At 65.9% G+C, this 23,253-nt stretch carries 20 protein-coding genes; 6 read left to right on the top strand and 14 right to left on the bottom strand.

Annotated elements, in window-relative coordinates; genetic code table 11:
* Positions 1 to 63 precede the first annotated feature (63 nt).
* Positions 64 to 1,506 (bottom strand): efflux transporter outer membrane subunit, encoded by a 1,443-nt coding sequence (locus KR541_RS17395; RefSeq protein WP_050017857.1) that lies wholly within the window; start codon positions 1,504 to 1,506, stop codon positions 64 to 66.
* A gap of 92 nt (positions 1,507 to 1,598) precedes the next feature.
* Here KR541_RS17395 and KR541_RS17390 point away from each other — a divergent pair, with 92 nt between their 5' ends.
* Positions 1,599 to 2,651 carry an RNA-guided endonuclease InsQ/TnpB family protein gene (locus tag KR541_RS17390; RefSeq protein ID WP_216089674.1) on the top strand — a complete coding sequence of 351 codons (1,053 nt, stop codon included), beginning with the start codon at positions 1,599 to 1,601 and terminating at the stop codon, positions 2,649 to 2,651.
* Between the two features lie 35 nt (positions 2,652 to 2,686).
* Here the strand turns inward: KR541_RS17390 and KR541_RS17385 are convergent, their stop codons facing one another.
* From KR541_RS17385 to KR541_RS17370, 4 genes are all read right to left on the bottom strand, one after another.
* Positions 2,687 to 4,261: a DHA2 family efflux MFS transporter permease subunit gene (locus KR541_RS17385; RefSeq protein WP_216089673.1), complete on the bottom strand. Its 1,575-nt coding sequence runs from the start codon at positions 4,259 to 4,261 to the stop codon at positions 2,687 to 2,689.
* 13 nt (positions 4,262 to 4,274) lie between these two features.
* The gene (locus KR541_RS17380) at positions 4,275 to 5,369 is read right to left on the bottom strand and encodes an HlyD family secretion protein (RefSeq protein ID WP_216089672.1); all 1,095 of its coding nucleotides are present in this window, start codon (positions 5,367 to 5,369) and stop codon (positions 4,275 to 4,277) included.
* Positions 5,370 to 5,433: 64 nt separating this feature from the next.
* Entirely contained in the window at positions 5,434 to 5,865 is a 432-nt protein-coding gene (locus tag KR541_RS17375) for a MarR family winged helix-turn-helix transcriptional regulator (RefSeq protein WP_011548253.1), read from the bottom strand.
* Between the two features lie 105 nt (positions 5,866 to 5,970).
* Complete coding sequence (locus tag KR541_RS17370; protein WP_050017861.1) at positions 5,971 to 6,891, bottom strand: LysR family transcriptional regulator; 921 nt, start codon at positions 6,889 to 6,891, stop codon at positions 5,971 to 5,973.
* A gap of 90 nt (positions 6,892 to 6,981) precedes the next feature.
* Here KR541_RS17370 and KR541_RS17365 point away from each other — a divergent pair, with 90 nt between their 5' ends.
* From KR541_RS17365 to KR541_RS17355, 3 genes are all read left to right on the top strand, one after another.
* Complete coding sequence (locus KR541_RS17365; RefSeq protein WP_050017862.1) at positions 6,982 to 7,410, top strand: MarR family winged helix-turn-helix transcriptional regulator; 429 nt, start codon at positions 6,982 to 6,984, stop codon at positions 7,408 to 7,410.
* Positions 7,411 to 7,614: 204 nt separating this feature from the next.
* Positions 7,615 to 8,862, top strand: a complete 1,248-nt coding sequence (locus KR541_RS17360) for an aconitase X (RefSeq protein WP_176015469.1) — start codon at positions 7,615 to 7,617, stop codon at positions 8,860 to 8,862.
* A complete protein-coding gene (locus KR541_RS17355; RefSeq protein ID WP_213345748.1) occupies positions 8,855 to 9,304 on the top strand; it encodes an aconitase X swivel domain-containing protein in 450 nt (149 codons plus the stop codon). The genes KR541_RS17360 and KR541_RS17355 overlap by 8 nt, the downstream gene beginning before the upstream one ends.
* Before the next feature lie 13 nt (positions 9,305 to 9,317).
* Here KR541_RS17355 and KR541_RS17350 read toward each other — a convergent pair whose 3' ends face one another.
* A complete protein-coding gene (locus tag KR541_RS17350) occupies positions 9,318 to 10,400 on the bottom strand; it encodes an AraC family transcriptional regulator (protein ID WP_216089671.1) in 1,083 nt (360 codons plus the stop codon).
* Between the two features lie 75 nt (positions 10,401 to 10,475).
* On the opposite strand from KR541_RS17350, the gene KR541_RS17345 reads away from it, so the two are divergent.
* A complete protein-coding gene (locus KR541_RS17345) occupies positions 10,476 to 12,509 on the top strand; it encodes an NADPH-dependent 2,4-dienoyl-CoA reductase (protein WP_050017866.1) in 2,034 nt (677 codons plus the stop codon).
* A 195-nt stretch (positions 12,510 to 12,704) separates the two neighbouring features.
* Here the strand turns inward: KR541_RS17345 and KR541_RS17340 are convergent, their stop codons facing one another.
* Together KR541_RS17340 and KR541_RS17335 are read right to left on the bottom strand one after the other, a co-directional pair.
* Complete coding sequence (locus tag KR541_RS17340) at positions 12,705 to 13,109, bottom strand: DUF2471 family protein (protein ID WP_089489095.1); 405 nt, start codon at positions 13,107 to 13,109, stop codon at positions 12,705 to 12,707.
* A gap of 137 nt (positions 13,110 to 13,246) precedes the next feature.
* Positions 13,247 to 14,140: a LysR family transcriptional regulator gene (locus KR541_RS17335; protein ID WP_124631261.1), complete on the bottom strand. Its 894-nt coding sequence runs from the start codon at positions 14,138 to 14,140 to the stop codon at positions 13,247 to 13,249.
* 86 nt (positions 14,141 to 14,226) lie between these two features.
* On the opposite strand from KR541_RS17335, the gene KR541_RS17330 reads away from it, so the two are divergent.
* Positions 14,227 to 15,012, top strand: a complete 786-nt coding sequence (locus KR541_RS17330; protein WP_124631262.1) for an NAD(P)H-dependent oxidoreductase — start codon at positions 14,227 to 14,229, stop codon at positions 15,010 to 15,012.
* Positions 15,013 to 15,022: 10 nt separating this feature from the next.
* Here the strand turns inward: KR541_RS17330 and tssE are convergent, their stop codons facing one another.
* The 6 genes from tssE to tssK form a co-directional block, all read right to left on the bottom strand.
* Positions 15,023 to 15,445 (bottom strand): type VI secretion system baseplate subunit TssE, encoded by a 423-nt coding sequence (tssE, locus tag KR541_RS17325; protein ID WP_050017875.1) that lies wholly within the window; start codon positions 15,443 to 15,445, stop codon positions 15,023 to 15,025.
* Complete coding sequence (gene tssH, locus KR541_RS17320; RefSeq protein WP_050017870.1) at positions 15,442 to 18,159, bottom strand: type VI secretion system ATPase TssH; 2,718 nt, start codon at positions 18,157 to 18,159, stop codon at positions 15,442 to 15,444. Before tssH ends, tssE begins: the two co-directional genes overlap by 4 nt.
* 132 nt (positions 18,160 to 18,291) lie before the next feature.
* A complete protein-coding gene (locus tag KR541_RS17315) occupies positions 18,292 to 18,777 on the bottom strand; it encodes an Hcp family type VI secretion system effector (protein WP_006750272.1) in 486 nt (161 codons plus the stop codon).
* Between the two features lie 90 nt (positions 18,778 to 18,867).
* Positions 18,868 to 20,646, bottom strand: a complete 1,779-nt coding sequence (locus KR541_RS17310) for an OmpA family protein (protein WP_050017871.1) — start codon at positions 20,644 to 20,646, stop codon at positions 18,868 to 18,870.
* Complete coding sequence (locus tag KR541_RS17305; protein ID WP_179233159.1) at positions 20,643 to 21,398, bottom strand: DotU family type IV/VI secretion system protein; 756 nt, start codon at positions 21,396 to 21,398, stop codon at positions 20,643 to 20,645. Before KR541_RS17305 ends, KR541_RS17310 begins: the two co-directional genes overlap by 4 nt.
* The gene (tssK, locus tag KR541_RS17300; RefSeq protein WP_216089670.1) at positions 21,398 to 22,747 is read right to left on the bottom strand and encodes a type VI secretion system baseplate subunit TssK; all 1,350 of its coding nucleotides are present in this window, start codon (positions 22,745 to 22,747) and stop codon (positions 21,398 to 21,400) included. The genes KR541_RS17305 and tssK overlap by 1 nt, the downstream gene beginning before the upstream one ends.
* Positions 22,748 to 23,253: the final 506 nt, after the last annotated feature.

The following is a 23,253-nucleotide window of genomic DNA, read 5'->3' as shown; positions in this document are numbered from 1 at the left end:
CGTGTCGGAGGAGCCGCAGTGGGGTGCGTGTCCGGGCGGCTGACTTCGCATTGCGTGAGCCGCCTAGTTTTTCGCCACAGCGTCCGTTTCCGTCTGCGGCCCACCCGCCGCATCATTCCGGCTCCACCCACCCCCAAGCGACCGATACAACGCCACCGCCGCCAGCGCATGCTCGCGCTTGACCTGATTCAGCGAATCCGAATCGCGCAGATACACCTCCTGCGCCGACAGCACGTCCAGAAAGTCCGTCGCGCCACCCTTGTAAAGCTGATTCGCCAACCCGAGCGCTTTATCGGAAGCCGCCAATGCACTATCGAGCCGCCGCGTCGCCTCATCGGAACTGACGAGATTCGCGCGTGCATCCTCGACTTCCCGCAGCGCTTGCAGCATCGTCTGCCGTAACCCGAGTTCCGACTCCCGCATCCGGCTTTCGCTCTGCGAGATATCGGCGGTAATCCGTCCCGCGTTGAAGATCGGGCTCGTCGCACTCAACGCCGCGCTGAACAGGTTATCGGTCAACGTCGGCAACCCGAGATACGAAGCGGCGAGAATCCCGTCCGTCAGGTTCAACGAAAACTTCGGATACCGTTCGGCCTTCGCCACGCCCACTTGCGCCGCACGCCGCTCGACTTGAGCATAAGCAGTCAGCACATCGGGCCGTCGCAGCAACGCTTGCGAAGGCAACGTTCCCGGCGCGCCGACCGGCGGCGCGGGAATCTCTCCGGCCTGCGCCAGCACGAGCCGATCGACCGATTCCGGTGTCCGCCCCGAATACACGGCGATCAGATTCAGCTGATGCGAGATCTGCGCCTGCGTCGGCGGAATCCCGGCTTCGAGCGCATCGAGCTGGTTCTGTGCGCGCGTGACGTCGAGTTCCGTCGACAGCCCGAACGCCTGTCGCTTGCGCGTGAGTTCGAGCGCATGCTGCCGGATCTTCGCGTTGTCCTGCAGGATCTTCAATTCCTGCTGCGCCCAGCGCAGATCGACATACGCGGATGCCGCATCGGCAGCGAGCGCGAGGCGCATCGCATCTTCCGCATGCTTCTGCCCGACCAACTCCGCTTGAGCGGCGAGCAGATCGAGCCGTTCGCCGCCGAACACATCGGGCGACCAGCTGAGCGCGAGCCCCGCGCCGGCCTGCCGCACATAACCGAGCGGCGGCGGCGTGTTCTGCCGTGCGTCGGCCGCATGCGCGGTCGCGTCGAGTTCGGGCAGCAACACCGCGCGCTTCTGCACGGTCAGCGCCTGCGCCTGCTTCACGCGTTCGGCGGCGGCCTGCAGATCGAGATTGCCGTCGAGCACGGTCGCGATCAGCCGGTCGAGCACGGGGTCGTGGAATTGCGCCCACCAGGCGGCGGCGTCGATGTCCGCGCGCGGCACGTCGGTGTCCCATGCGGTAGGCGCGAGCGTCTGAACGGAATCGTTCAGCGCCGGATGCTGCGCGGGCTGCACCGCACACCCGGCGGCGAATGCGCTGACGGCCAGCGCGACGAGTAGCTTCTTCATCAGAATTTGCTCCGAGAAATCCCGCCATTGATGGCGGGAAGGAAAGAATTGCTGTTGACAGGCTGCTTGTTCCACGGGTTAGGATCACCGGCATGATCCTTGTCTACCGCTACCGGGTGAAGTCGCTCAACGGACTGCTTAACAAGCAGAGCCGTGCGGTGAACTACGTCTGGAACTTCTGCAACGACACGCAGAAGCACGCGCTCAAGTGGGGCAAGAAGTGGCCTACAGGATTCGACCTGAACGTGCTGACCACCGGCAGCAGCAAGGAACTCGGTATTCACTCCGGCACGGTCAACGCGACGTGCGAGCAATATGCGAAGTCGCGCAGCCAGCGCCGTCGGCCCTACCTGCGCTATCGCGGCAGGAAATCGCTGGGCTGGGTGCCGCTGAAGGGGCGTGACCTGAAGCGCGAGGGCGACGCGTTCCGTTTCGCCGGCAACACCTTCCGCGTGTTCAATAGCCGCCCGCTTCCCGAAGGCAAGATCAAGGACGGGACCAACTTTGCGCAGGATGCACGCGGCAACTGGTTTCTCAATATCGTGATCGAGATGCCCGATGTGCAGGCCCGCCCGATTCGTTCGGGCGTCGGCATCGATCTCGGCCTGAAAGACTTCGCCACACTTTCGACCGGCGAGAAGCTGCCCAATGACCAGTTCGGCAGGCGCGCGGTGGAGAAGCTGGGGAAAGCGCAACGGGCGCGAAAGCACAAGCGACATATCGCGAAGCTGCACGCCAAGATCGCGAATGCCCGAGCCGATTTCCAGCACAAGCTCGTGCTCGAGTTGGTGTGGCGCTTCGATTACATCGCGGTCGGCAACGTGTCGGCTGTCAAACTCGCCAGAACCAGGATGGCGAAGAGCGTCTACGACGCATCCTGGTCGTCCTTCCGAAACAAGCTCCGTTACAAGGCGATCGCGCACGGAGCCACGTTCGAGGAAGTCGACGAAAGCGGTTCCACCCAGTCCTGTTCGGCGTGCGGGTCGAAAGACAGCACGACGCGGCCGAAAGGTATCGCGGGACTGCGAATAAGAGAGTGGGCCTGCAGTGACTGTGGTGCCGAGCATGATCGAGATACCAACGCTGCGTTGAACATTCTCCGATGCGGACGTGCATCGCCAGATGTGGGAATCCTCCGCGCTTAGGCGGAGGAGGACGTCAAGATGATGATCCGTGGGCCTCAGTGCGCGTCCGGCGGCGGCGCGTTCAACGTAATGGGTTTGGAAAACACGACGGCAAGCAACGCGACGACGAAGCACAGCGACAGCGCGTAATACGCATCCGCATAGGTCAGCGTCAGCGCTTCGCGATAGATCAGACGATGCAGGTTCGCGAGCCCGGCCTGCGCGGTATTCAGCGTATTGCCGGCCACCGATCCCCAGTACGCGGCCTGGCGATCGAGCAGCGACGCGACTTGCGGTTCGCCGGCGCTCACGTGCTCGTTCAGCCGCAGGTAATGAAAATTCAGCCGGTCGTTGAGCATCGTCGCGCTTACCGCGATACCGATCGCCCCGCCGAGGTTGCGCATCAGGTTGAACAGCCCGCTCGCCGATTTCAGCCGCGACTGCGGCAGCGAGCCGAGCGCCATCGTCACGATCGGCGGCACGCTGAACTGCTGGCCGATACCGCGCAGCGCCTGCGGCAGCAGCAGTTCCCGCCAGCCCCAGTCGTGCGTGATCGGCGTGTACAGGTAGCAGCCGAGGCCGAAGCAGATCAGCCCGAACACGAGCAGCGCACGCATGCTGACGTAGCGCGCGGCGAACGCATACGCGCACAGCGCGATCAACTGGAACGCACCGACCGACAGCAGCGCGATACCGATCTGCAGCGAGCTGAACGCTCGCACCTGCGCGAGAAACAGCGGCGTGAGGAACACGGTCACGAAAATCCCGATGCCGGTCACGAACGACAGCAGGCTGCCGATCCCGAAATTGCGCACGGCGAGCGCGCGCAGGTCGACGATCGGATCTTTCGCGGTCAGCGCGTGCACGATGAACAGGAAGCCGCAGATGCCGGAGATCCACGCGCAGATCACGATCGCATCGTCGCCGAACCAGTTCTTGCGCGGGCCTTCCTCGAGCACGTATTCGAGGCAGCCGAGGAAGCCCGACATCAGCACGATGCCGAGATAGTCGCCGCGTTTGATGAGGCTGAGATCGGGCGCGTCGATGTGCACGTAGCGCGGCACGAGCGCAGCCACCGCGATGCCCGGCACGAGGTTCAGGTAGAACAGCCAGTGCCACGACCATTGGTCGGTGATCCAGCCGCCGATCACGGGGCCGATCGCAGGTGCGAGCGACGCGAGCGCGCCGATGGTCGTCGACGCGATCAGCCGCTGCCTGCCGGGGAACAGCACGAACGCGGTGGTGAACACGGTCGGGATCATCGCGGCGCCGAGCGCGCCCTGCAGGCCGCGAAACAGGATCATCGAGTTGATGTCCCACGCGAGCCCGCACAGCATGCTGGTGATCGTGAAACCGATGGCGGATGCGACGAACAGCCAGCGCGTCGACATCACCTTCGACAGCCAGCCCGACATCGGGATCACGATGATCTCGGCGATCAGGTACGCGGTCTGCACCCACGACAATTCGTCCTGGCTCGCCGACAGCCCGCCGCCGATGTCGCGCAGCGACGACGCGACGATCTGGATGTCGAGCGTCGCCATGAAGAAGCCGACGCACATCAGCGCGAACGCGAACACGCGCTGCCTGGTCGGTTGCGACGCGGGGTCGCCGGAAAACGCGGTGGTCATCGTCGGCTCCCGCTCAGTGCTGGTGGTCGGTATGCACGGTCACGACCGCGGAGAGCCCGGGGCGCAGCACGTGCTCGATGCCCGGCTGCGGATCGAGATGCACGCGCACGGGCACGCGCTGGACGATCTTCGTGAAGTTGCCGGTCGCGTTCTCGGGCGGCAGCACGCTGAAGGTCGCGCCGGTCGCGGGGGCGAGGCTGTCGACGCGGCCATGCAGGCGCGTGCTCGACGCATCGAGCGCGACGTCGACGCGGTCGCCCGCGCGCATCTTGCGAAGCTGGTCTTCCTTGAAGTTCGCGTCGATCCACAGGCCGGAGGCCGGCACGACGGTCAGCAGCGGCACGCCGACGTTCGCGAGCATCCCGACGCGGCCCGTGCGGTTGCCGACGTAGCCGTCGACCGGCGAGCGGATCGTCGTGTATTCGACGTTGAGCGCCGCGACGCGCTGTGCGGCGAGCGCGGTGTTCACGCGGGCCCGCGCATCGGCGAGCTGCGCGCCGAGCACGTCGAGCTGGCGCTTCGACGCGAGCAGCGCGGCGTCGCTGCGTTCGACGGCCGCGCCGGCCTTCGAATAATCGGCGTCCGCGCGCTCGACGATCTGGTTCGATACGGCGTCCGACTTCACGAGCTCGCGGTAGCGCACGCGGTCCGATGCGGCGCGCGTCAGTTCGGCGGACGACGCGTTCTTGTCCGCCGCGTGCTGGCCGATCACCGCGAATTGCAGTTGCTGCTTCGCTTCGAGTTCGGTCACGGCGGAGCGCGCGCTGTCGACTTCGGCGCTGGCCTGCGCGAGCTTCGCGTCGTAGTCGCGCGCATCGAGCTGCACGAGCACGTCGCCGGCCTTCACGCGCTGGTTGTCGGTCACGAGAATCTTGTCGACGAAGCCGTTGACCTTCGGCGCGAGCACCGTCACGTCGCCGCCGACATACGCGTCGTCGGTGCTTTCCTGAAAGCGCAGCACGAACAGCCAGTCGAGCGCGGCGGCCGCGACCACGGCGACGACGGCGCCCACCGCGATGCGCATCCACGGCACGCGGCGTCGTTGCTTCGCGGGCCGCTCGGTTGTGGCTGCTTCGCGTGACGAGGCAGCGGCTTGGGTCGTATCCATCGATTCACCTATGTATATGCACTAATCAAAGCGATCGACGACGTCGTGCCGATCGGGAAAAGGGTTAGCGTTCCGGCAGGTTGTGCGTGATCCGGAACAATTCGTCTCTGAGGCGGGCCGCCTGCGTCGACCCGAAGCACCGCTCGAACGCTTCCTGTGCGGCGAGCCAGTGCACGTGCGCGTCGGCGACCTTCGTTTCGCCGTGTGCGGTCAGTGCAAACGTCTGACCACGACATGGCGGCTCGATCCGCCCCGTCACCAGCGCCGCGCCGACGAGCGGCTTGAGCGCGCGCAGCAGCGCGGTGCGTTCGATCACCAGCACGTTCGACAGCGTCGCCATCGTCAGGCCGGGCCGCTCGCGCAGCAGCGCGAGGATGCTGTATTGCGACGGCGTCACGCCCGCTCGCGACAGGTAACGCTCGTAGAACTGCGAGATCCGCCGGGCGGCTTGCCGGACCGCGAAGCAATCGTCATCGGTGAGCGTGGTCTTGTGCATGTGCACATGTTAGGGGGCGGGACGGCGTGAAGCGAGCGGCGGGACAGGATCAGATTGGTGTCGTGGCTGTACCAATCGGCGTCGGAACGGCGCGCTCGCGCCCGGTCACGCCGCCGCGGGAACGATCCAGCCTTCGCGGTCGCAGTACGCGGCCGTGTAGTCGATGAACGCCTTCACCTTCGCGGGCAGCAGCGCGCGGTTCGCGTACGCGAGCTTGATTTCGACGAACGCATCGACGAGATCGGCGTCTTCCAGCAGCTGCACGAGCGCGCCCGACGCGAGTTGGGCCTCGACGAGCGTTTTCGGGACGACGCCGATGCCGAAGTCGTGCATCACCATTTCGCGGTTGAAGACGGGGCTGTTCGACGAGATGTCGAAGCGGAACGGCACGGTGAGCATGTTGCCGTCGACACGGAACGACAGCGCCGGCCGGCGCAGCGACGGCGAGATCGGCACGAACGGATGATTGGCGAGGTCGGCCGGCGTCTCGGGGCGCGCATGCGCTTGCAGATATGCAGGCGTCGCGACGATCACGACCGGAATGCGCTCGACCAGCCGCACGACGGTCGATTCGCTCGTCAGCATGTACGGCACGACGATGCCGATGTCGTAGCCTTCGCCGACCAGATCGACCGGGCGCTCGGTCAGCGTGACGTCGAGGCGCACGTTCGGATGCGCGCGCTTGAAGCCGGCGATCAGCGGCACGAGCCGGTTCAGCGCGGCCGTCGTATGCGCGACGAGGCGCAGCAGGCCCTCGGGCTCGCGCGTGTGCGTCTGCGCTTCCACTTCGAGCGCGTCGAGTTCGTCGAGCACGGCCGCGCACCGCTCATAGATGCGCTCGGCCGTTTCGGTCAGCGACACCTGGCGCGTGGTCCGGTGCAGCAGCCGGCTGCCGAAACGCGCCTCCAGATCCGCGACCGCGCGCGAGACGACCGGCCGCGCGAGGCCGTGCATGTCGGCGGCGCGCGTGAAGCTGCGCATCTCCACCACCGACCGGAAGATGCGCAGCTTGTCGATGTAGTCCATGTCCGTCTCCTTGACGCGATGGCCGGCCCCGGCCATGTTACGGCGGAGTGTACATTGACTTTATGCATATGCACATATAGATTCGACGACATGAACGACATTCCGATTTCCGAGGCGTGCAACTGCCTCGCGCTGCGTCAGGCGGCGCGCTTCGTCACGCAACTGTACGAGCGCCATCTGGCCCCGGTTGGCGTCACGCCCGCCCAGTTCTCGATCATGGTGAACCTCAAACGCCGGCCCGGCCTGCTGATGAGCGAACTCGCCGATGCGCTCGTGATGGATCGCACGACCTTGCTGCGTGCGCTGAAGCCGTTGCAGCGCGACGGTTTCGTCGCGACGGCGGCATCCGAGCACGATGCGCGTGCGCATGCGCTCCATCTCACGAAGCTCGGCGAGCGCACGTTCGCGCGGGCGTTGGTCGCGTGGCAGGCCGCGCAGGACGAATTCGACACCCAGTTCGGCCGCGATCGCGCGAAGGCGTTGCGCGCAGAGCTGTTCAGCCTGACGGCGGAACGTTAGGCGAGGGGCGGGCGGGTCGGTGTGGCGGTCAACTGGTGCGGAACGCAAGCCATTGGCCGCCGCCGAAGCTTCCTGTTGTGAAAATTGGTTTTTATGATGCCCGGTTTTGTCCCAATCTGGACAGTTTTTGTTTCCAGTTGTAGAGTCCTCTGACGGAATTCACGAGCCGGCGCGGCCGCCGGCACGCGTCACGAGGAGCAACCGATGCTGCAGTTGAGCGACCGCGACGACGCAATGTTGCGCGGGGATTTCGGGCACGGCGTCGCCCGCGCGATGCGGATCGTCGCGCGCACCGCGCAAGTGATGTCCGCGCCGCACCTGATCGACATTACGTCTGCCCATATCGACGGCTGTCTGTATCACGGCCAGACGAGCCTCGACTTCGTCGACTATTTCGTCGACACGGGCGCGAAGGTCGCGGTGCCGACCACGTTGAACGTCGGCTCGCTCGACCTGATCCATCCCGAGCTGTACCACGGCGACCGCACGATCCAGCGCGATGCGCAGCGCCTGATGGACGCGCACTTGCTGCTCGGCTGCGAATCGAGCTTCACGTGCGCGCCGTATCAACTGAAGCATCGTCCCGCGCTGGGCGAGCAGATCGCGTGGGCCGAATCGAATGCGATCGTGTTCGCGAACTCTGTGCTCGGCGCGCGCACGAGCCGCTACGGCGATTTTCTCGACCTGGCCGCCGCGATCACTGGGCGCGCGCCGTATGCGGGGCTGCATGTCGACGCGAACCGCGCCGCGCGAATCGTGTTCAACGCGCCGGATTTCACCGGCCTGCCGTCGCGCGACATCTATTTCGCCGCGCTCGGTCTGGCGGTCGGCAAGATCGCGGGCGCGGTCGTGCCGGCGATCGTCGGGCTGCCGGCCGACACCACCGAGGACGAACTCAAGGCGCTCGGCGCGGCCGCCGCGTCGAGCGGGGCCGTCGCGCTGTTCCATGCGGTCGGCGTGACGCCCGAGGCGCCGACGCTCGACGCCGCGTTGCACGGGCGCGCAGCGCTTCGCACGATCGACATCACGATGGCCGATCTCGACGAGATTCGCCGCACGCTGAATCACGGCGCGGCCGGCGACGCGCTGGTCGCGGTCGCGCTCGGTACACCGCATTTCTCGCTGGCCGAATTCCGCACGCTCGACACGTTGCTCGACGCGTTCGACGGCAAGCCGGCCTGCGATTTCTACGTGAACACGAGCCGCTTCATTCTGTGGGAGCTGGAGCAAGTCGGCCTCGCGGAGAAATTCGCCGCGCGCGGCGTGCAGATCGTCGTCGATACCTGCACGTACATCACGCCGGTGATGAAGCGGTTGTCGGGGCTGGTGATGACCAACTCGGGGAAATGGGCGTCGTATGCGCCCGCGAACATCGGCGTGACGGTCGCGTACGGCAGCATGCGCGAATGCGTGCGGTCCGCGTACGAAGGCAAGGTGCGATTCGATGACTGAAGCGACGGACACATTCTTGACGGGCGACACGCTCGTGCCGGGCAGCGCGTGTGCGCGGCCTTTCGTGCTCGAGAAGCCGCTCAGCTTCTGGGGCGGCTACGACTCGGGCGCGGGCAGGATCGTCGATCGCGGGCATCCGCAGGCCGGCGCGAGCCTCGCCGGCAAGGTGATGGTGATGCCGCACGCGAAGGGATCGAGTTCGAGCAGCAGCGTGCTCGCGGAAGCGGTGCGCAACGGCACCGGGCCGGTCGGGATCGTGCTGAAGGAGCGCGACCTGATCATCTCGATCGGCGCGATCGTGGCAGCGGAGCTGTATGCGATCGCGGTGCCGGTGGTGTGCGTGAGCGATGACGTGTACGACGCGATCGTCGCCGCAACGGGTGACGTGCGGATTGACGCGGGCGAGGGGGACGGCGGCGCGCGGGTTTATATCGGGCGCTGATACGTCGCGCACGTCATTCGCGTCCCGCCCCCGCAGCCGCTTCCCGAAACGCGCTCGGCGTCTGCCCGGCCCAGCGCCGGAACGCGCGCGTGAAATTCGCCGGGTCGGTGAATTGCAGCCGCTCGGCGATCGTTTTCAGGTCGAGATCCGACGCGGCGAGCAACTGCTTCGCATCACGAAACCGCGCTTCGTCGAGCAATTGCCGATAGCTCGACCCGGCTTCCTCCAGCCGGCGCCGCAGCGTGCGCGTCGACACGAGCAGCGCATCGGCGAGCGTATCCGGCCCCGGATAATCGCCGGCGGCGCGCGCCAGTTCCGCGCGAACGCGCTCGACCAGATCGCCTTCCTCCTGCCGCACCTGCGCGTATTCGCGTTCCACCTGCACGAGCGCTTGCCGGTGCGCGACTTCATCGGCGAGCGGCAGCGGCCAGTCGAGCACGTCGGGCGCAATCCACAGCGCATTGGCCGCGCAGCCGAATGCCACCGGCGGCAACTGGTCGCGATAGCGCGCGAAATACGCGGGCTCCGGCCACGCGAATTGCAGCCTGATCGGCGGTGACGTGCGCCCGGACCATTGCGAGATGTTCTGCGCGAGCCCCGTCAGCACGAATTCGAACATCACGTGATGCTGCAGCACGGGGTTTGCCTGCACGCCGTGCAGTTCGAGCGTCGCGCCACGCTCGTCTTCCGCATAGGTCAGCCGGTACTGGCGATTGCGCATCCGGAAGTAGCGCTGCGTGACGAACAGCGCGTCGCGGATGTCCCGCGCGGTCAGCGTCGCGTAGCCGAGAAAGCCGTGCACGGTCGGTTTCAGCAGCAGCCCGAACGCGAGCCCGATGCCCGGATCGCCGCCGATTTCGATCGCGTTGAGCACGAGCCGCCCCCATTGCGACGGCGCGACGCGCGCGTCCGGTTCGGCCAGCACCGCGTCGCGCAGGCCGGTGCCGGCGCGCACGGCGGCGAGATCGACGCCGCGAGCGGCCAGCGCCTGCAGCAGCAGGCGCGTATAGGCGACCGGAATCGTTGGCCGGCGCAGCCCGAGGCGATCCTTGCGAGACGGGGAAGTCATGTCGATTTGGCCGGAAATGACAAGCATTATGGCTGTTTGCCCCCTCACGTTCAAGGCGGCGCACGCCTACGATGGCAGGCATCGCTTCTTGCCCGAATCATCATGACGACACCCTTTCCCCATCTGCTCACACCGCTCGATCTCGGTTTCACGACGCTGAAGAATCGCGTGCTGATGGGCTCGATGCACACCGGCCTCGAGGACAGCCGCAAGACGCTGCCGCGCCTCGCCGAATATTTCGCCGAGCGAGCGCGCGGCGGGGTCGGCCTGATCGTGACGGGCGGCTTCGCGCCGAACGTGGCCGGCTGGACCAAGCCGTTCGGCGGCACGCTGATGACGTCGGCCGCCGCGCGCCGACATCGCGAGATCACGGGCGCCGTGCATGCGGAGGACGGCAAGATCGCGCTGCAGATCCTGCATACGGGCCGGTACGGTTACCACCCGTTCGCGGTCGCGCCGTCGAAGATCAAGTCGCCGATTTCGCCGTTCGCGCCGCATGAGCTGAGCGCGCGCGGCGTGGAGCGACAGATCCGTGCGTTCGTGCGCTGCGCGACGCTCGCCCGCGAAGCCGGTTACGACGGCGTAGAGATCATGGGCTCCGAGGGCTACCTGATCAACCAGTTCATCTCGATGCATACCAACAAGCGCAGCGACCAGTGGGGCGGGTCGTACGAGAACCGCATCCGCTTGCCGATCGAGATCATCGAGCGCACGCGCGAAGCGGTCGGCCGCGACTTCATCCTGATCTACCGGCTGTCGATGCTCGACCTGATTCCGGACGGCAGCGACTGGAGCGAAACCGTGCAGCTCGCGAAGGCGGTCGAGCGCGCGGGCGCGACGATCATCAACACGGGGATCGGCTGGCACGAGGCGCGCGTGCCGACGATCGCGACGTCGGTGCCGCGCGGCGCGTTCGCGTGGGTGACGAAGAAGATGAAGGGCGAGGTCGGCATCCCGCTCGTGACGACCAACCGGATCAACCGGCCCGAAGTGGCCGAGCAGATTCTCGCGGACGGTTGCGCGGACATGGTGTCGATGGCGCGCCCGCTGCTCGCGGATGCCGAGTTCGTCGTCAAGGCCGCGCAGGGGCGGGCCGACGAGATCAACACCTGCATCGGCTGCAACCAGGCGTGCCTCGATCACGCGTTCAAGAACAAGATTGCGTCGTGCCTGCTGAATCCGCGCGCGTGCCACGAGACGGAGCTGAAATACACGCCCGCACCGCAGCCGAAGCGGATCGCGGTGGTCGGCGCGGGGCCGGCCGGCCTCGCGTGCTCGACCGTGCTCGCGCAGCGCGGCCATCAGGTCGACCTGTTCGACGGCGCCGCGGAAATCGGCGGCCAGTTCAACATGGCGAAGCGGATTCCGGGCAAGGAGGAGTTTCACGAAGCGTTGAGCTACTTCGGCCGGCAGGTCGAGTTGACCGGCGTGAAGCTGCACCTGAACCGTCGCGCCGACGCGAGCGACCTGATCGCGGGCGGCTACGACGAGATCGTGCTCGCAACCGGCGTCGCGCCGCGCGACCCGAAGATTCCGGGGCAGGACGGGCCGAACGTGCTCAGCTATATCGACGTGCTCGCGGGCAAACAGCCGGTCGGGCGGCGGGTCGCGGTGGTGGGTGCGGGCGGGATCGGCTTCGATGTCGCCGAGTATCTGGTGCAGGACGGTGAATCGCCGGCACTCGATCTGGACGAATGGAAGGTCGAGTGGGGCGTGACCGACCCTGCCGCGACGCGCGGCGGCGTGACGCGTGCGCAGGTGTCGGCGCCGGCGCGGGAAGTGACGCTGTTGCAGCGCAAGGCCGCGCCGCTCGGCAAGGGGCTCGGCAAGACGACCGGCTGGATTCACCGTGCGACGCTGAAGATGAAGCAGGTGAAGATGATCGGCGGCGTGAACTACGAGCGGATCGACGCGCGCGGGCTGCATGTGTCGTACGGCGAGCAGCGCACCGATCACGAACTGATCGAAGTCGATACGATCGTGCTCTGCACGGGGCAGGAGCCGCAGCGCGCGTTGCTCGCGCCGCTGCAGGCGGCCGGTCGCTCGGTGCACCTGATCGGCGGCGCGGAACTGGCCGCCGAACTCGACGCGAAGCGCGCGATCGATCAGGGGGCGCGGCTCGCGGCGCGGTTGTAACCGGCGGGCGCTGCGATGGTCGTTCGGACGGTCGTCGCGTCGCGATGATCGGCTGAAGCGACGGTTCGCGGCTTGCCGCAGGATGCGCCGATTCGCGGCGCAAAATCATAACGAGCCACAGGGCCGACCGCGCCACCACCCAACGTGGCGGCGCGAGCCCCGCAGGCCGTGCCCGCGGCGATCGGCCAGCGAGCGTCAGGCTGCCTCGGCCCGTTCTTCCTCTTCCGCTTCGAGCATCGCCTTGACGATCAGGTAGACGGCCGGCAGGTCGTCGTCGTCGCGGCGCCAGTCGACCGGGTCCTCGACGTCCGCGGCGACCAGCCGGCTGTCGCGCAGCCGGATGAACGCGTCGACGACGGTCGGATCGTTGCGGTTCAGGAACCCGGGATTCGAGAACGCCAGCTCTTCGACGTTCAGCAGCGCCTGCCAGCTCATCGTGCGGACTGCCGCCGGATGCGTGCGGCGTCGCAGGCCGAGCGCTCGCTGCGCGGGGCCGCCGACGACACGCTGCAGATCGACGACCGCACGCTGCGCTGCGCGCTCGAAGTGGACGGGATTGAAGCCGGGTTGCTCGGGATCGAATGCGGATGACTGGAACATGGTCGCCTCACTAAAGACCGTCTCGGGATGACGGAATTCGGGTCAAATGACGCAGAAACACTGTAAATATATACAGTGATTGGTGGACTTTCAAGCCCCCGATGACAGTAAATGTCAGCCGCGTCGCGACCGGCGTGTCAGACCGCCGCCGCGATCGTCTCCCGCAGCCACCGATGCGCGGGATCGCGATGCACGCGCTCGTGCCACAGCATCGACATTTCATAGCCGGGCACCTCGACCGGCGCATCCACCACGCGCAGCGCGGGCACGTCGCGCACCAGCCGCTCGGGCAGCATCGCGACGAGATCGGTGCTCGCGACGGCCGACATCACGAACAGGAAGTGCGGCACCGACAGCACGACGCGCCGTGTGGCCCCCATCTTCGCGAGTACTTCGTCCGTCACGCCGAAGAAGCCGCCGCCGTCGGGCGACACGATCACGTGCTCGAGCGTGCCGAATTGCGCGAGCGTGGGGCGCCGCTTCAGCTTCGGGTGGTCGGCGCGGCCGATCAGCACGTAACGCTCGACGAACAGCGGCAAGCGCCGCATGCTGGGCGGCGACGCTTCGGTCATGTGGAAGGCCAGGTCGATGCCATTTCGTTCGGTATCCTGCTCGATACGCGGCGGCACGAGCTCGAGGACGGCCAGCCGCGTGCCGGGTGCGGTCGAACGCAGCGTGCGCAGCGCGGGCAGCACGATCGTCGATTCGCCGTAGTCGGTCGCGGCCACGCGCCACGTGTTCGTCGCGGTCGCGGGATCGAACGGCGTGGCCGGAATCACGGCGCGCTCGACGGCCTCGAGCGCTTCGCGCAACGGCTCGCGCAGCGCTTCCGCGCGCGCGGTCGGCCGCATCCCGCGCGGCCCCGGCAGCAGCAGCGGATCGCCGAATACGTCGCGCAGTTTCTGCAACTGCACGCTGACCGACGGCTGCGACATGTTCAGCTTCTCGGCCGCGCGTGTGACGTTGTGCTCGGCGAGCAGCACGTCCAGCGTGACGAGCAGGTTCAGATCGAGCCTTCTGAGATTATTCATGGCTATAGCTGGAATATCAGGAATTCATTTCAAATATACCGTCGAAGGCGGCATCCTGCAGTCATTCAATCCACGGAGTGACGAACATGAATGTGCTGATCGTGTATGCCCATCCGGAACCGCGTTCGCTGAACGGCGCGCTGCGCGACTTCGCGGTCGCGCATCTCGAAGCGGCCGGCCATGCGGTGCAGGTGAGCGACCTGTATGCGATGAACTGGAAGGCGGTGCTGGATGAGAACGACGTGACCGATCGCGCGCCCGACGATCGCTTCGATCCGGCGCTCGATTCGAAGCGCGCGTTCGAGGCGGGCACGCAGCGCGACGACATCGCGCGCGAACAGGACAAGCTGAAGTGGGCCGATGCGGTGATCCTGCAGTTTCCGCTGTGGTGGTTCTCGATGCCGGCGATCATGAAGGGCTGGTTCGAGCGCGTGTATGCATACGGCTTTGCGTACGGTGTCGGCGAGCATTCCGATACGCACTGGGGCGACCGCTACGGCGAAGGGATGTTGGTCGGCAAGCGGGCGATGATCGTCGTCACGACGGGCGGGTGGGAGCCGCACTACAGCTCGCGCGGCATCAACGGGCCGATCGACGACTTGCTGTTCCCGATCCAGCACGGGGTGCTGTATTACCCGGGGTTCGACGTGCTGCCGCCGTTCGTGATCTACCGGACGGGCAAGATGAACGCCGCGCGCTTCGACAAAACGTGTACGGCACTCGGCCAGCGTCTCGACGATCTGTGGACCACGCCGCCGATTCCGTTCCGCCAGCAGAACGCGGGCGATTACGAGATTCCGGCGCTGACGCTGAAGGAAGAAGTCGCGCCGGGGAAAGTGGGGTTTGCGGCGCATCTGGCGCACGAGGGCTGATCGCGCTCGATCATGAGCGGGCGACGTACCGTTCGATGCGCAGGCGACCGGGTGGCTCGAAGTAAGTGCCGAAGCGCACGAGCCCCGCGTTCTTCAGGTGGCAGGTCATCTCGAAGCTGACGAGGATGCCGGGATCGCGGTTGTCGATGATCGCGACGTCGATCGAGCGAATGCGCGGCTCGTACTTCAACAGCGTCGCCTCCATTTGCTGCTTGAGCAAGTGCGCCGATGCGGGCAATGCCTTGTAGATGTTCGTGAGGTCGGGCAGGCCATAGTCCGGCAGGTGCTTGAGCGCGCCTGCCCGCGTATTGAGAATGCGGCGCACGTTCTGCTGCACGCTCAGGCATTCGAGCGTTCGGTCGTCGTACGCGCCGATCGGCACGCCGTCGATCTGACCGAGCAGCATGTCGTAGAGGGAAGGGCCGGCGGTCATCGGCGGCTCCATCGTCCGGCCGCGTCATCGGCGGCCGTCGATGCATCGACGAAATCGATCGTCAACGCACCTTCGGCAGTGACGGACAACGCGATCCGACGCGGTGCGCTGTCCGATGCCATGCGCACGAGCAGTTCGTGCGACAAGGCGGGCAGCACGCGCTGATTCAGAAATGCGTCGACACTGCGCGCGCCGGATTCTCGGGACACACAGTGTTGCGCGATCGATTCGACCACGTCGTCCGCATACGCCAGTGTCGCGGCATGCTGCCGCTGCAGGCGCTCGGCAATCTTGTCGAGCTTGAGGCGTACGATCGACGCAAGCGCCGCGGCATCGAGCGGCCGATAGACGAGCGTCTGGAAGCGCGCAAGCAACGCCGGCTGGAAATGCGCGACAAGTTGCGGATGAATGGTGTCGCGCAATGCTGGCTGCGTGATCGACGGATCCTTGTCCGTCGCATCGTAGATCTGCGTGCTGCCAAGATTGGACGTCATCACGATCACGCAGTTGCGGAAATCGATCTCGCGCCCTTCGCCGTCGCGCATCGTGCCGCGGTCGAACACCTGATAGAAGATGTCGAGTACGTCGCGATGCGCTTTCTCCACTTCGTCCAGCAACACGACGCTGTAAGGGCGCTGACGCACGGCTTCTGTGAGAACGCCGCCGCGACCGTACCCGACATAGCCGGGCGGCGACCCCTTGAGCTGCGAAACTGTATGCGCTTCCTGGTACTCGGACAGGTTGATCGTCGTCAGTGCTCCCGCGCCACCGAACAATACGTCGGCGAGCGCGAGCGCCGTCTCGGTCTTGCCCACCCCGGACGGTCCCGCCAACAGGAACACGCCAAGCGGCGCGTGTTCGCTTTTAAGGCCGGCCTTCGCGGTGCGCAGGCTTTCGGCCAATGCCGCGATCGCGTCGTCCTGTGCGACGACACGCGACGCGAGCGCCGTCTCGAGTGTGAGCAGGTTCTGCAGTTCGTCCTCGACGAGATTGCCGACCGGAACGCCCGTCCATTCGGCGACGACACGCGCGACGGATTGCGCATCGACGTCGGCCGCCATCATCGGCGGCTTTCGTTGAACGGCCGATAATGCGCCGAGTGCGCCCGAGATGGCCGCGGGATTGGCCGCTCGATCGGCTGCATCGCGCAGGGAATGCACGACGCCGACGAGATCGCGTTCGCGCGAGTACTGAGCGAGTACCTGGTCGGCGGCGGCGCATGCGGTGTCGTATTCCATGTCGATCGACGCACGCCGCTCGGCCACGCCGGCAATTCCGGCGCGGATGTCCGCGTCGAGCGCATCGCGCTCCAGTTCCAGTGCGGCGACCGAGGCGCGCGCCTGTTGCAGTTCCGCGGGCGGTACATCGAGCGCCATCCTCACACGTGCGGCGGCCGTGTCGATCAGGTCGACGGCCTTGTCCGGCAATTGCCTCGCCGGAATATAGCGACGCGACAGCCGCACGGCGGCGACGATCGCTTCGTCGCGGATATGAACGCGATGATGCTGCGCATAGCGGCTCGCAAGGCCGCGCAGCATCAGGCACGCGGCAGTATCGTCCGGTTCGTCGACCTTGATGACCTGGAAGCGCCGTTCGAGCGCGGCGTCCCGCTCGAAGTATTGCTTGTACTCGGCCCACGTGGTGGCTGCGATCGTCCGCAATTCTCCTCGCGCAAGCGCCGGTTTGAGCAGGTTCGCTGCGTCGGCGCCGCCCGCCGTGTTGCCTGCGCCGATCAGCGTATGCGCTTCGTCGACGAACAGCAGGATCGGCGTGGTGGCGGCGCGCACCTCGTCGATCACGTTCTTCAGGCGCTGTTCGAATTCGCCCTTGACGCCCGCACCGGCCTGCAGCAAACCGAGATCGAGCGTGAGGATGCGCGTATCGCGGATCGTTTCGGGCACGCTGCCTTCAGCTACGCGCAGCGCGAGCCCTTCGACGAGCGCGGTCTTGCCGACGCCCGGTTCGCCGACGAGGATCGGATTGTTCTTGCGGCGACGTGCGAGCACGTCGATCATCTGGCGGATTTCGCGGTCGCGACCGAGCACCGGGTCGATTTCGCCGCGCCGCGCCTTGTCGGTCAGATCGAGCGCGAAGCGTGCGAGCGCACTGCCGTCGCTCGCCCGCTGCGACGTGTGGGGCCGCGCGCCGTCGCCCTCGGGCGACAGGGGCGTGTCGTCGTCGAACGCGCCGCCGGGCCGGTCGGCTTCCTGCTCCGATACGATGTGGTCGCGCGCGTTCTCGCAAGAACGCCGCCCGAGCCGCGGCAGCACGCGCCGGATTTGCGCACTCGAAACCGATAGCAGCGGCCACGCGCGCTGGGTGCGCAGCACATGCGGGGCATCGACGATTGCCTGCAGCAGATGGCCGGACCGAATGACGCCGTCGGGATCGTCCGACACCGCTTGCGCCCATGCGTCCTCGATCACCGTGGCCAGTTGACGAGAAAGCGCGGGCATGCCGCGCAATGTGCGCGGCATACGATCGATCACGTCGACCAGCGCTTCCCAGACGGCATCGATGTCGAGATCGTAGTGGCGCAGCACCGCGGGAATGTCGCCGTCGTCCGCCTCGAGCAGTTTCAGCACCCAGTGCTCGACTGCGATTTCATCTGCGAGCCGGGTCTGGCACAGGCTGGCGGCGGCTTCGAGTGCGTGCGTGCAGTGAGGATTGAGACGGCGAATGAGGTGGGAGGCATCGCGGAGAGGCGGCGTCATGTCGATAGCGATCAGGAGGGGGAGGGAGCCGTCGAGGCCATGCGAATCGGCGGCGGCAGGCAAGTGGACCAGAGCCAAGCGGTGGCGGAGCCCGTCGCATGCACGCGCCGGTTCCGCCAGCCGCTCAAACCATCAGGAGCGCTCGTTCCACGTGTCCTTGTGGATGATGTTGCCGTCCTTGTACGACCACGTGATCGTCTCGTAGCGCAGTTCGACGTCTTCGAGATGGTTGTGCTTTTCGTAGTCGGGATTTTTGATGTCGAGCATCTTCGGCTTCACGGCAACGATCTTCACGTTGTCGAGCTTCGTGTTGAAGTACTCCTTCTCCTTGCCCGCATCGTCGATCCGGTACCACTTGATCTCGACCGACTTCAGCGTCTGGCCGCTCGTCACGGCCTTGTACAGATACGGCGTCGATGCGTCCGTCTCTTTCGTCAGCGTGATCGGCTTGTGCACGCGAGTGCCGGTCAGTTTGCCCGTATTGCCGTCGGTCGGGATGTGCACGCCGTGATCGAACGCGACCAGCTCGACGCTCCCCTCGCGGTCCTGAACGGTCACCGACCCCTTGATGTCTGCGCCACCGTCGTCCTTGAGCCACATGTAAGCCGGAATTGCCATTTGTTCACTCCTTCTTCTTCGTACTGCGAATTGCCGGAAACGGATTCCGGCGCTGATAAACCCGGAGCAGATGCCCGGGAACCCAACGCGTTAGCTCGAGGGTCCGGTCGATACGGCAGGCGACGGCGTATCGGGCACGAGCGTGATTTCGACCCGCCGATTCTTCGCCCGTCCGTCGAACGTCGTGTTGTCCGCGATCGGCCGCGTATCGCCGTAGCCCTGGATCGCGAATTGTGTCGACGGCATGCCCGACGCGTCGACGAGCCAGTCGCGCACCGCTGCGGCACGATCGAGCGACAGCTTGAGGTTGCGTTCGGGGCGGCCCTGATCGTCCGTGTAGCCGGCGACGAGTACCCGTTTGCCGGGGTGTGCGTTGATCAGCGCCAGCGCGCCGACCATGGCGCGCGTGGTGCCGGGCTTGAGCTGCGCCTTGCCGCTGTCGAAAAGAGCCAGGCTGTCGAGTGTGACGACCGTGGGTGGTGGCGCAGGCGGTTCGTAGGAAGCGATTGCATCGTCGAGCAACGGCAACAGGGGCGAGCCGCGGTACGTGCCGAACGACAGCCGGAGCGGAACGCCGATACGGGCATAACGGTCGAGCTGGTCGCGATCCGATGCAAGCGACCGGAGCGCGTCGCGCTTGGCGGCGTCTTGTGTCGCGGGGATGAGGGCGTAGCGCTCGAGATGCGCGCCGATTCGCGCCATCAGCGCTGCGTTGTTGACGGCGGCTGCGCAGATGGCGGCCGTGGCTGCGCAAGCGGCGATCGCGACGACGTGGGCGACGGCGGTGACGCGCGGCGATCGCTTCGCCTGCCGCGGCACTGCGTCGATCAGCGGCTGGGGCAGCGGCCAGGGCAGCGCCGAGGCAGGAAGCGCGGGCGGGGCGATGCCGGTCCGCGCGTGTGCTTCGCGTTCCCACGGCGTGTCGGGGCTCGTCGCCGGGCCATGGTCGATCCAGCCGGCACCGAACAACGGCCAGGGAGAAGCGGGCTGGCGGCCTTCGGTCAGCGTGTCGAACACGATACGGCGTGTCCACCCGATCATCGATGGAAGCGCCGCCGCGTGTGCGGCGGCCCACGGACTTGCGTCGGCATGACACGCATCCGTTTCGGCTGCATCGATTGCCGTGTCGAAGTCACGCATATTCGCGATCCGCAAGCCGGTCGACAGGCCATACCACCGGGGTGCCAACGGGCCGCTTGCCGGACTATCGCCAGCGTGTGCGTTCGACAGTCGTTGGTAGATCGCAACGTAACCGGGCAACGACAAGCCCAGCATGCGCGACGTATCCGCGGTTGCCTGCCGGATCACGCGCAGCGCCTGCGACAGCGTGTCGTCGTTCGCGTGGCTGGCGGGCGCCACCGACAACACGATGCAATCCGGCGCATTGCCGTCGCGCCACTGGCGGACCGCGACGGCGAGACGAGCCAGATCCTTCGGCCGGTCGACCCGCAGCCAGATTGCACCGTCGCCGACGTGCACGAAACGCGCGTGAGTGCTGTCGCGATCGAACAGCGCGGGCAAGCCGTCGCCGACGACGAGCGCAAGCGGCATTCCGGTGCGCAACGCGATGGGCAGGTCGGCCGTCGCTGCGCCGAGTTGCGCGATCACGTGCACGTATCGTTCGCGAGCGCGGGCTATGCTTCGCGAATACAGCCAGACGATCAGCAGGGCCAGTGCGATAACGCTCGCAATCAGCCCCCACATGACGTCGCGGTCGATGGGCACCATCCATCCGATGACGCCAAGCGCCAGCAACGTCGATATCGTCACGACCGTGCGCAACGGATAGCCGAGTCCTGCAAGGGCGGCACGCGCGGCGTCGGCATCCGCGCGCGTCGCTGACGGTGGAAGAACGGTTTCCGACGTCACGGCTGGTTGGCTTTCTGAACGAGTTGGGCGAGGTCCGCGTCGAGCATGCGATCCCAGGCGAACCACGCGCAGAGTGCGATCACGCAGGCGGCGCCCGCGATCACCCATGGCGAAAGATGCGTGAGCCGGTCGAGCAGACGCACGTTCGCGCGATCGACGACGAACCTCGGCCGCGCGGCAGGCCGCAACTGGTCGATCTGCGTCGCCAGCGCCGCGATCAGTGCCTGACGTTTCGCTTCACCGTCGTGGGCGCCCGTGGACGAGCGCGAGCGGGCGGCGTAGCAGCCGCGAAATCCCAGGCCGAGAACGGCCGCGTAGCATTCGAGCAGGTCGACGTTCGGTGCGGATTCGCGCATCCGGTATTCGATTCGTTCGTAAATGCGCGTGCCGGCGTCGTGAATGCTGAATCGGTCGACCTGTAGCGGCGTCTGTTCCCAGTTCGCCTTGTCGGCCGCTGGAAGATGGCGCAGCGCAGCTTCGTCGATCAGCCCACACAGCGCGATCGCGGCATCGTCCCGTACGTCGGCGGCCACCCCTTGCGCATCGAGCGCAGCCGCGAATTGCGCCACGAGCTGCATGCACTGCAGACGGAGGCTTTCAGGGTTGTCGACTCGCCCGCCGTTCGACAGATGGGAGACGAGTAACGCCGTATCGCGCAGCAACGCACGCATGGACGGTCGGGCCGAATGACCGGATGACGGCTCCCACGCGAGCAGCGCGGATTCGTGACGGCTGGAGACGATGGCATTCATCAGCGCAGCACCGCGTAGAGTTCGATCGATGCGTCGGGAACCGAAGCCGGCAAATAAATCTGGCACGCGCGTGCGGCCAACATCCTTGCATGCGCGGCATCGTGTGCGTCGAGTGCGAAATAGTGATTGTCCAGCCGGACCGGAATGGCGCCCGGCACTCGTTGCACCGCCTTCAGCGGGATGCCGGCGACCGCGGAACTGACGATGTGTTCGACGTCGTCCGGTGCGCCGATCTTGCAGAGGCGCGGGAACTGTTCGACGAGGTCGAATGCCGGCAGGGCCGCGTTCACCGACAGATACCAGTCAGCCGGGCCCTCGACGATGCGCTCGTCGACGAACTGACCGGCCCAGGTGGTCGATGTCGTATGTGACAGCCCGATCGGAACGACACGCGACGGGATGATCGCGTCGAGCAGGTCGCGGATCAGCGATTCGAGCGTCGCGAAGACGTCATGTGCGGCGGCGTGGTCGTACGGCGGGATGTCCGCCAGCGACACGCGCGTCGAGAACGTCGTCAACGATCCTGCCAATTGCGCGAGCACCTGGTACAGGCGATCCGTGGGTTGCGCCGGATGCGACGCGAGGAAGCGCAACTGCGGCCATGCCTGGTGAATGCAATGCAGCAGCCAGAACAGCTGGACGTCGGCGACACCGTATTCGGCCACCTGCTCGATGCGCTCGCTGCGGCGCTCGCCAAGGAGCACGCTCTTGGCGGCGAGGATATCGGCGAGCCGCCGGATGCGCTCGATATGCAGTGCATGCCCCGACAGAGCGAGGCAAGGCGGGACGTAGCGGCGATCGACCTGGAACTGCCCGCTCGTCGAGCGTGTCAGGCGCGCGATCGCGCACACCGTGTCGTCCGCATGCGACTCGAAGCCGAACAACACCCGCACCGCGTGGCGCTCGGCGGCGATTTCGGTGTCTCCGGTGCCGTTCAGGTCCGTCACCTTGACGAACTCGCGATAGGCGCGACGCGGGCGGGCCAGCGCCGTCTCGTCGAAGCGGCAGTTGTTGCCGTTCGCATCGGGCAACGCGAGCGCCGCGAGCACGTCGACCGTCTGGGTATCCGCGGGAATTTCGCCGACGAGGTCGCGCGCCGGCGGCAACGCATCGGCAACGGTCGTATCGATCGGGGAACCGTCGGGGAAGCGCAGTTGCAACCGCGTGAGCTTGAGGCGACTGGACGATAGCGCCTCCTCGTCGATGTCGACACACAGCGTTCCCCACGGCGCCACGGTCAGCGCCGAAGCGAGTTGTTGCAGCGCGAATCCGTTCCAGCGCTCCTGCTGCTGGAAATGCTGCTGCGTCAGAATGAGCCCTTCATGCCAGAGCGGTTTGTCGATCCGCATGGTGTGGTCGTCACGATCCAGGAATGATGAGGCGCCGATTCTATACATCGTTTTCCGATTTCGTATACCCGGGTTTATTGGAGAGTGTTGAAAAATGTGTCTTTTAAATTGAGATAAGCGTGATATTTATTTTGAGATTCTCTGCGTGGGACGTGTTTTGTGATTGAGAACGGTTTGCGAGGGGTTGTTTATCGGGATTGTGATTTTTGAGGGGCGTGAAGTTTTTGTAAATATATCAATGAGATGGGTTGGAATTGACGACTTTTTGGATAGCATGGATGGCCGGAGTGTGAGCGCGGCAGAGCGTATGAAGAAGCGGCGCAAAAATTAGGATGTGTCTTATTATTAAAAAAACCGAGCTGTCGCTCGTTTCCAATTTTTTGCATTGCCGGTTTACTCGTCGATAAAGGCCGTGATATTTTCTGCCGCCTGAGTCGGATATCGGGCCGCGCATATTCGACTCGGTCGTTCGTCGATGCACGTTGCGGGGTTCCGCATGGGCGATA

Origin of the sequence: Burkholderia sola, assembly GCF_905400185.1 — a bacterium.
Classification (GTDB): Bacteria; Pseudomonadota; Gammaproteobacteria; order Burkholderiales; family Burkholderiaceae; genus Burkholderia; species Burkholderia sola.
Note: the sequence above shows the minus strand (reverse complement) of the source record. Positions and strands in the feature narration are given on the sequence as shown.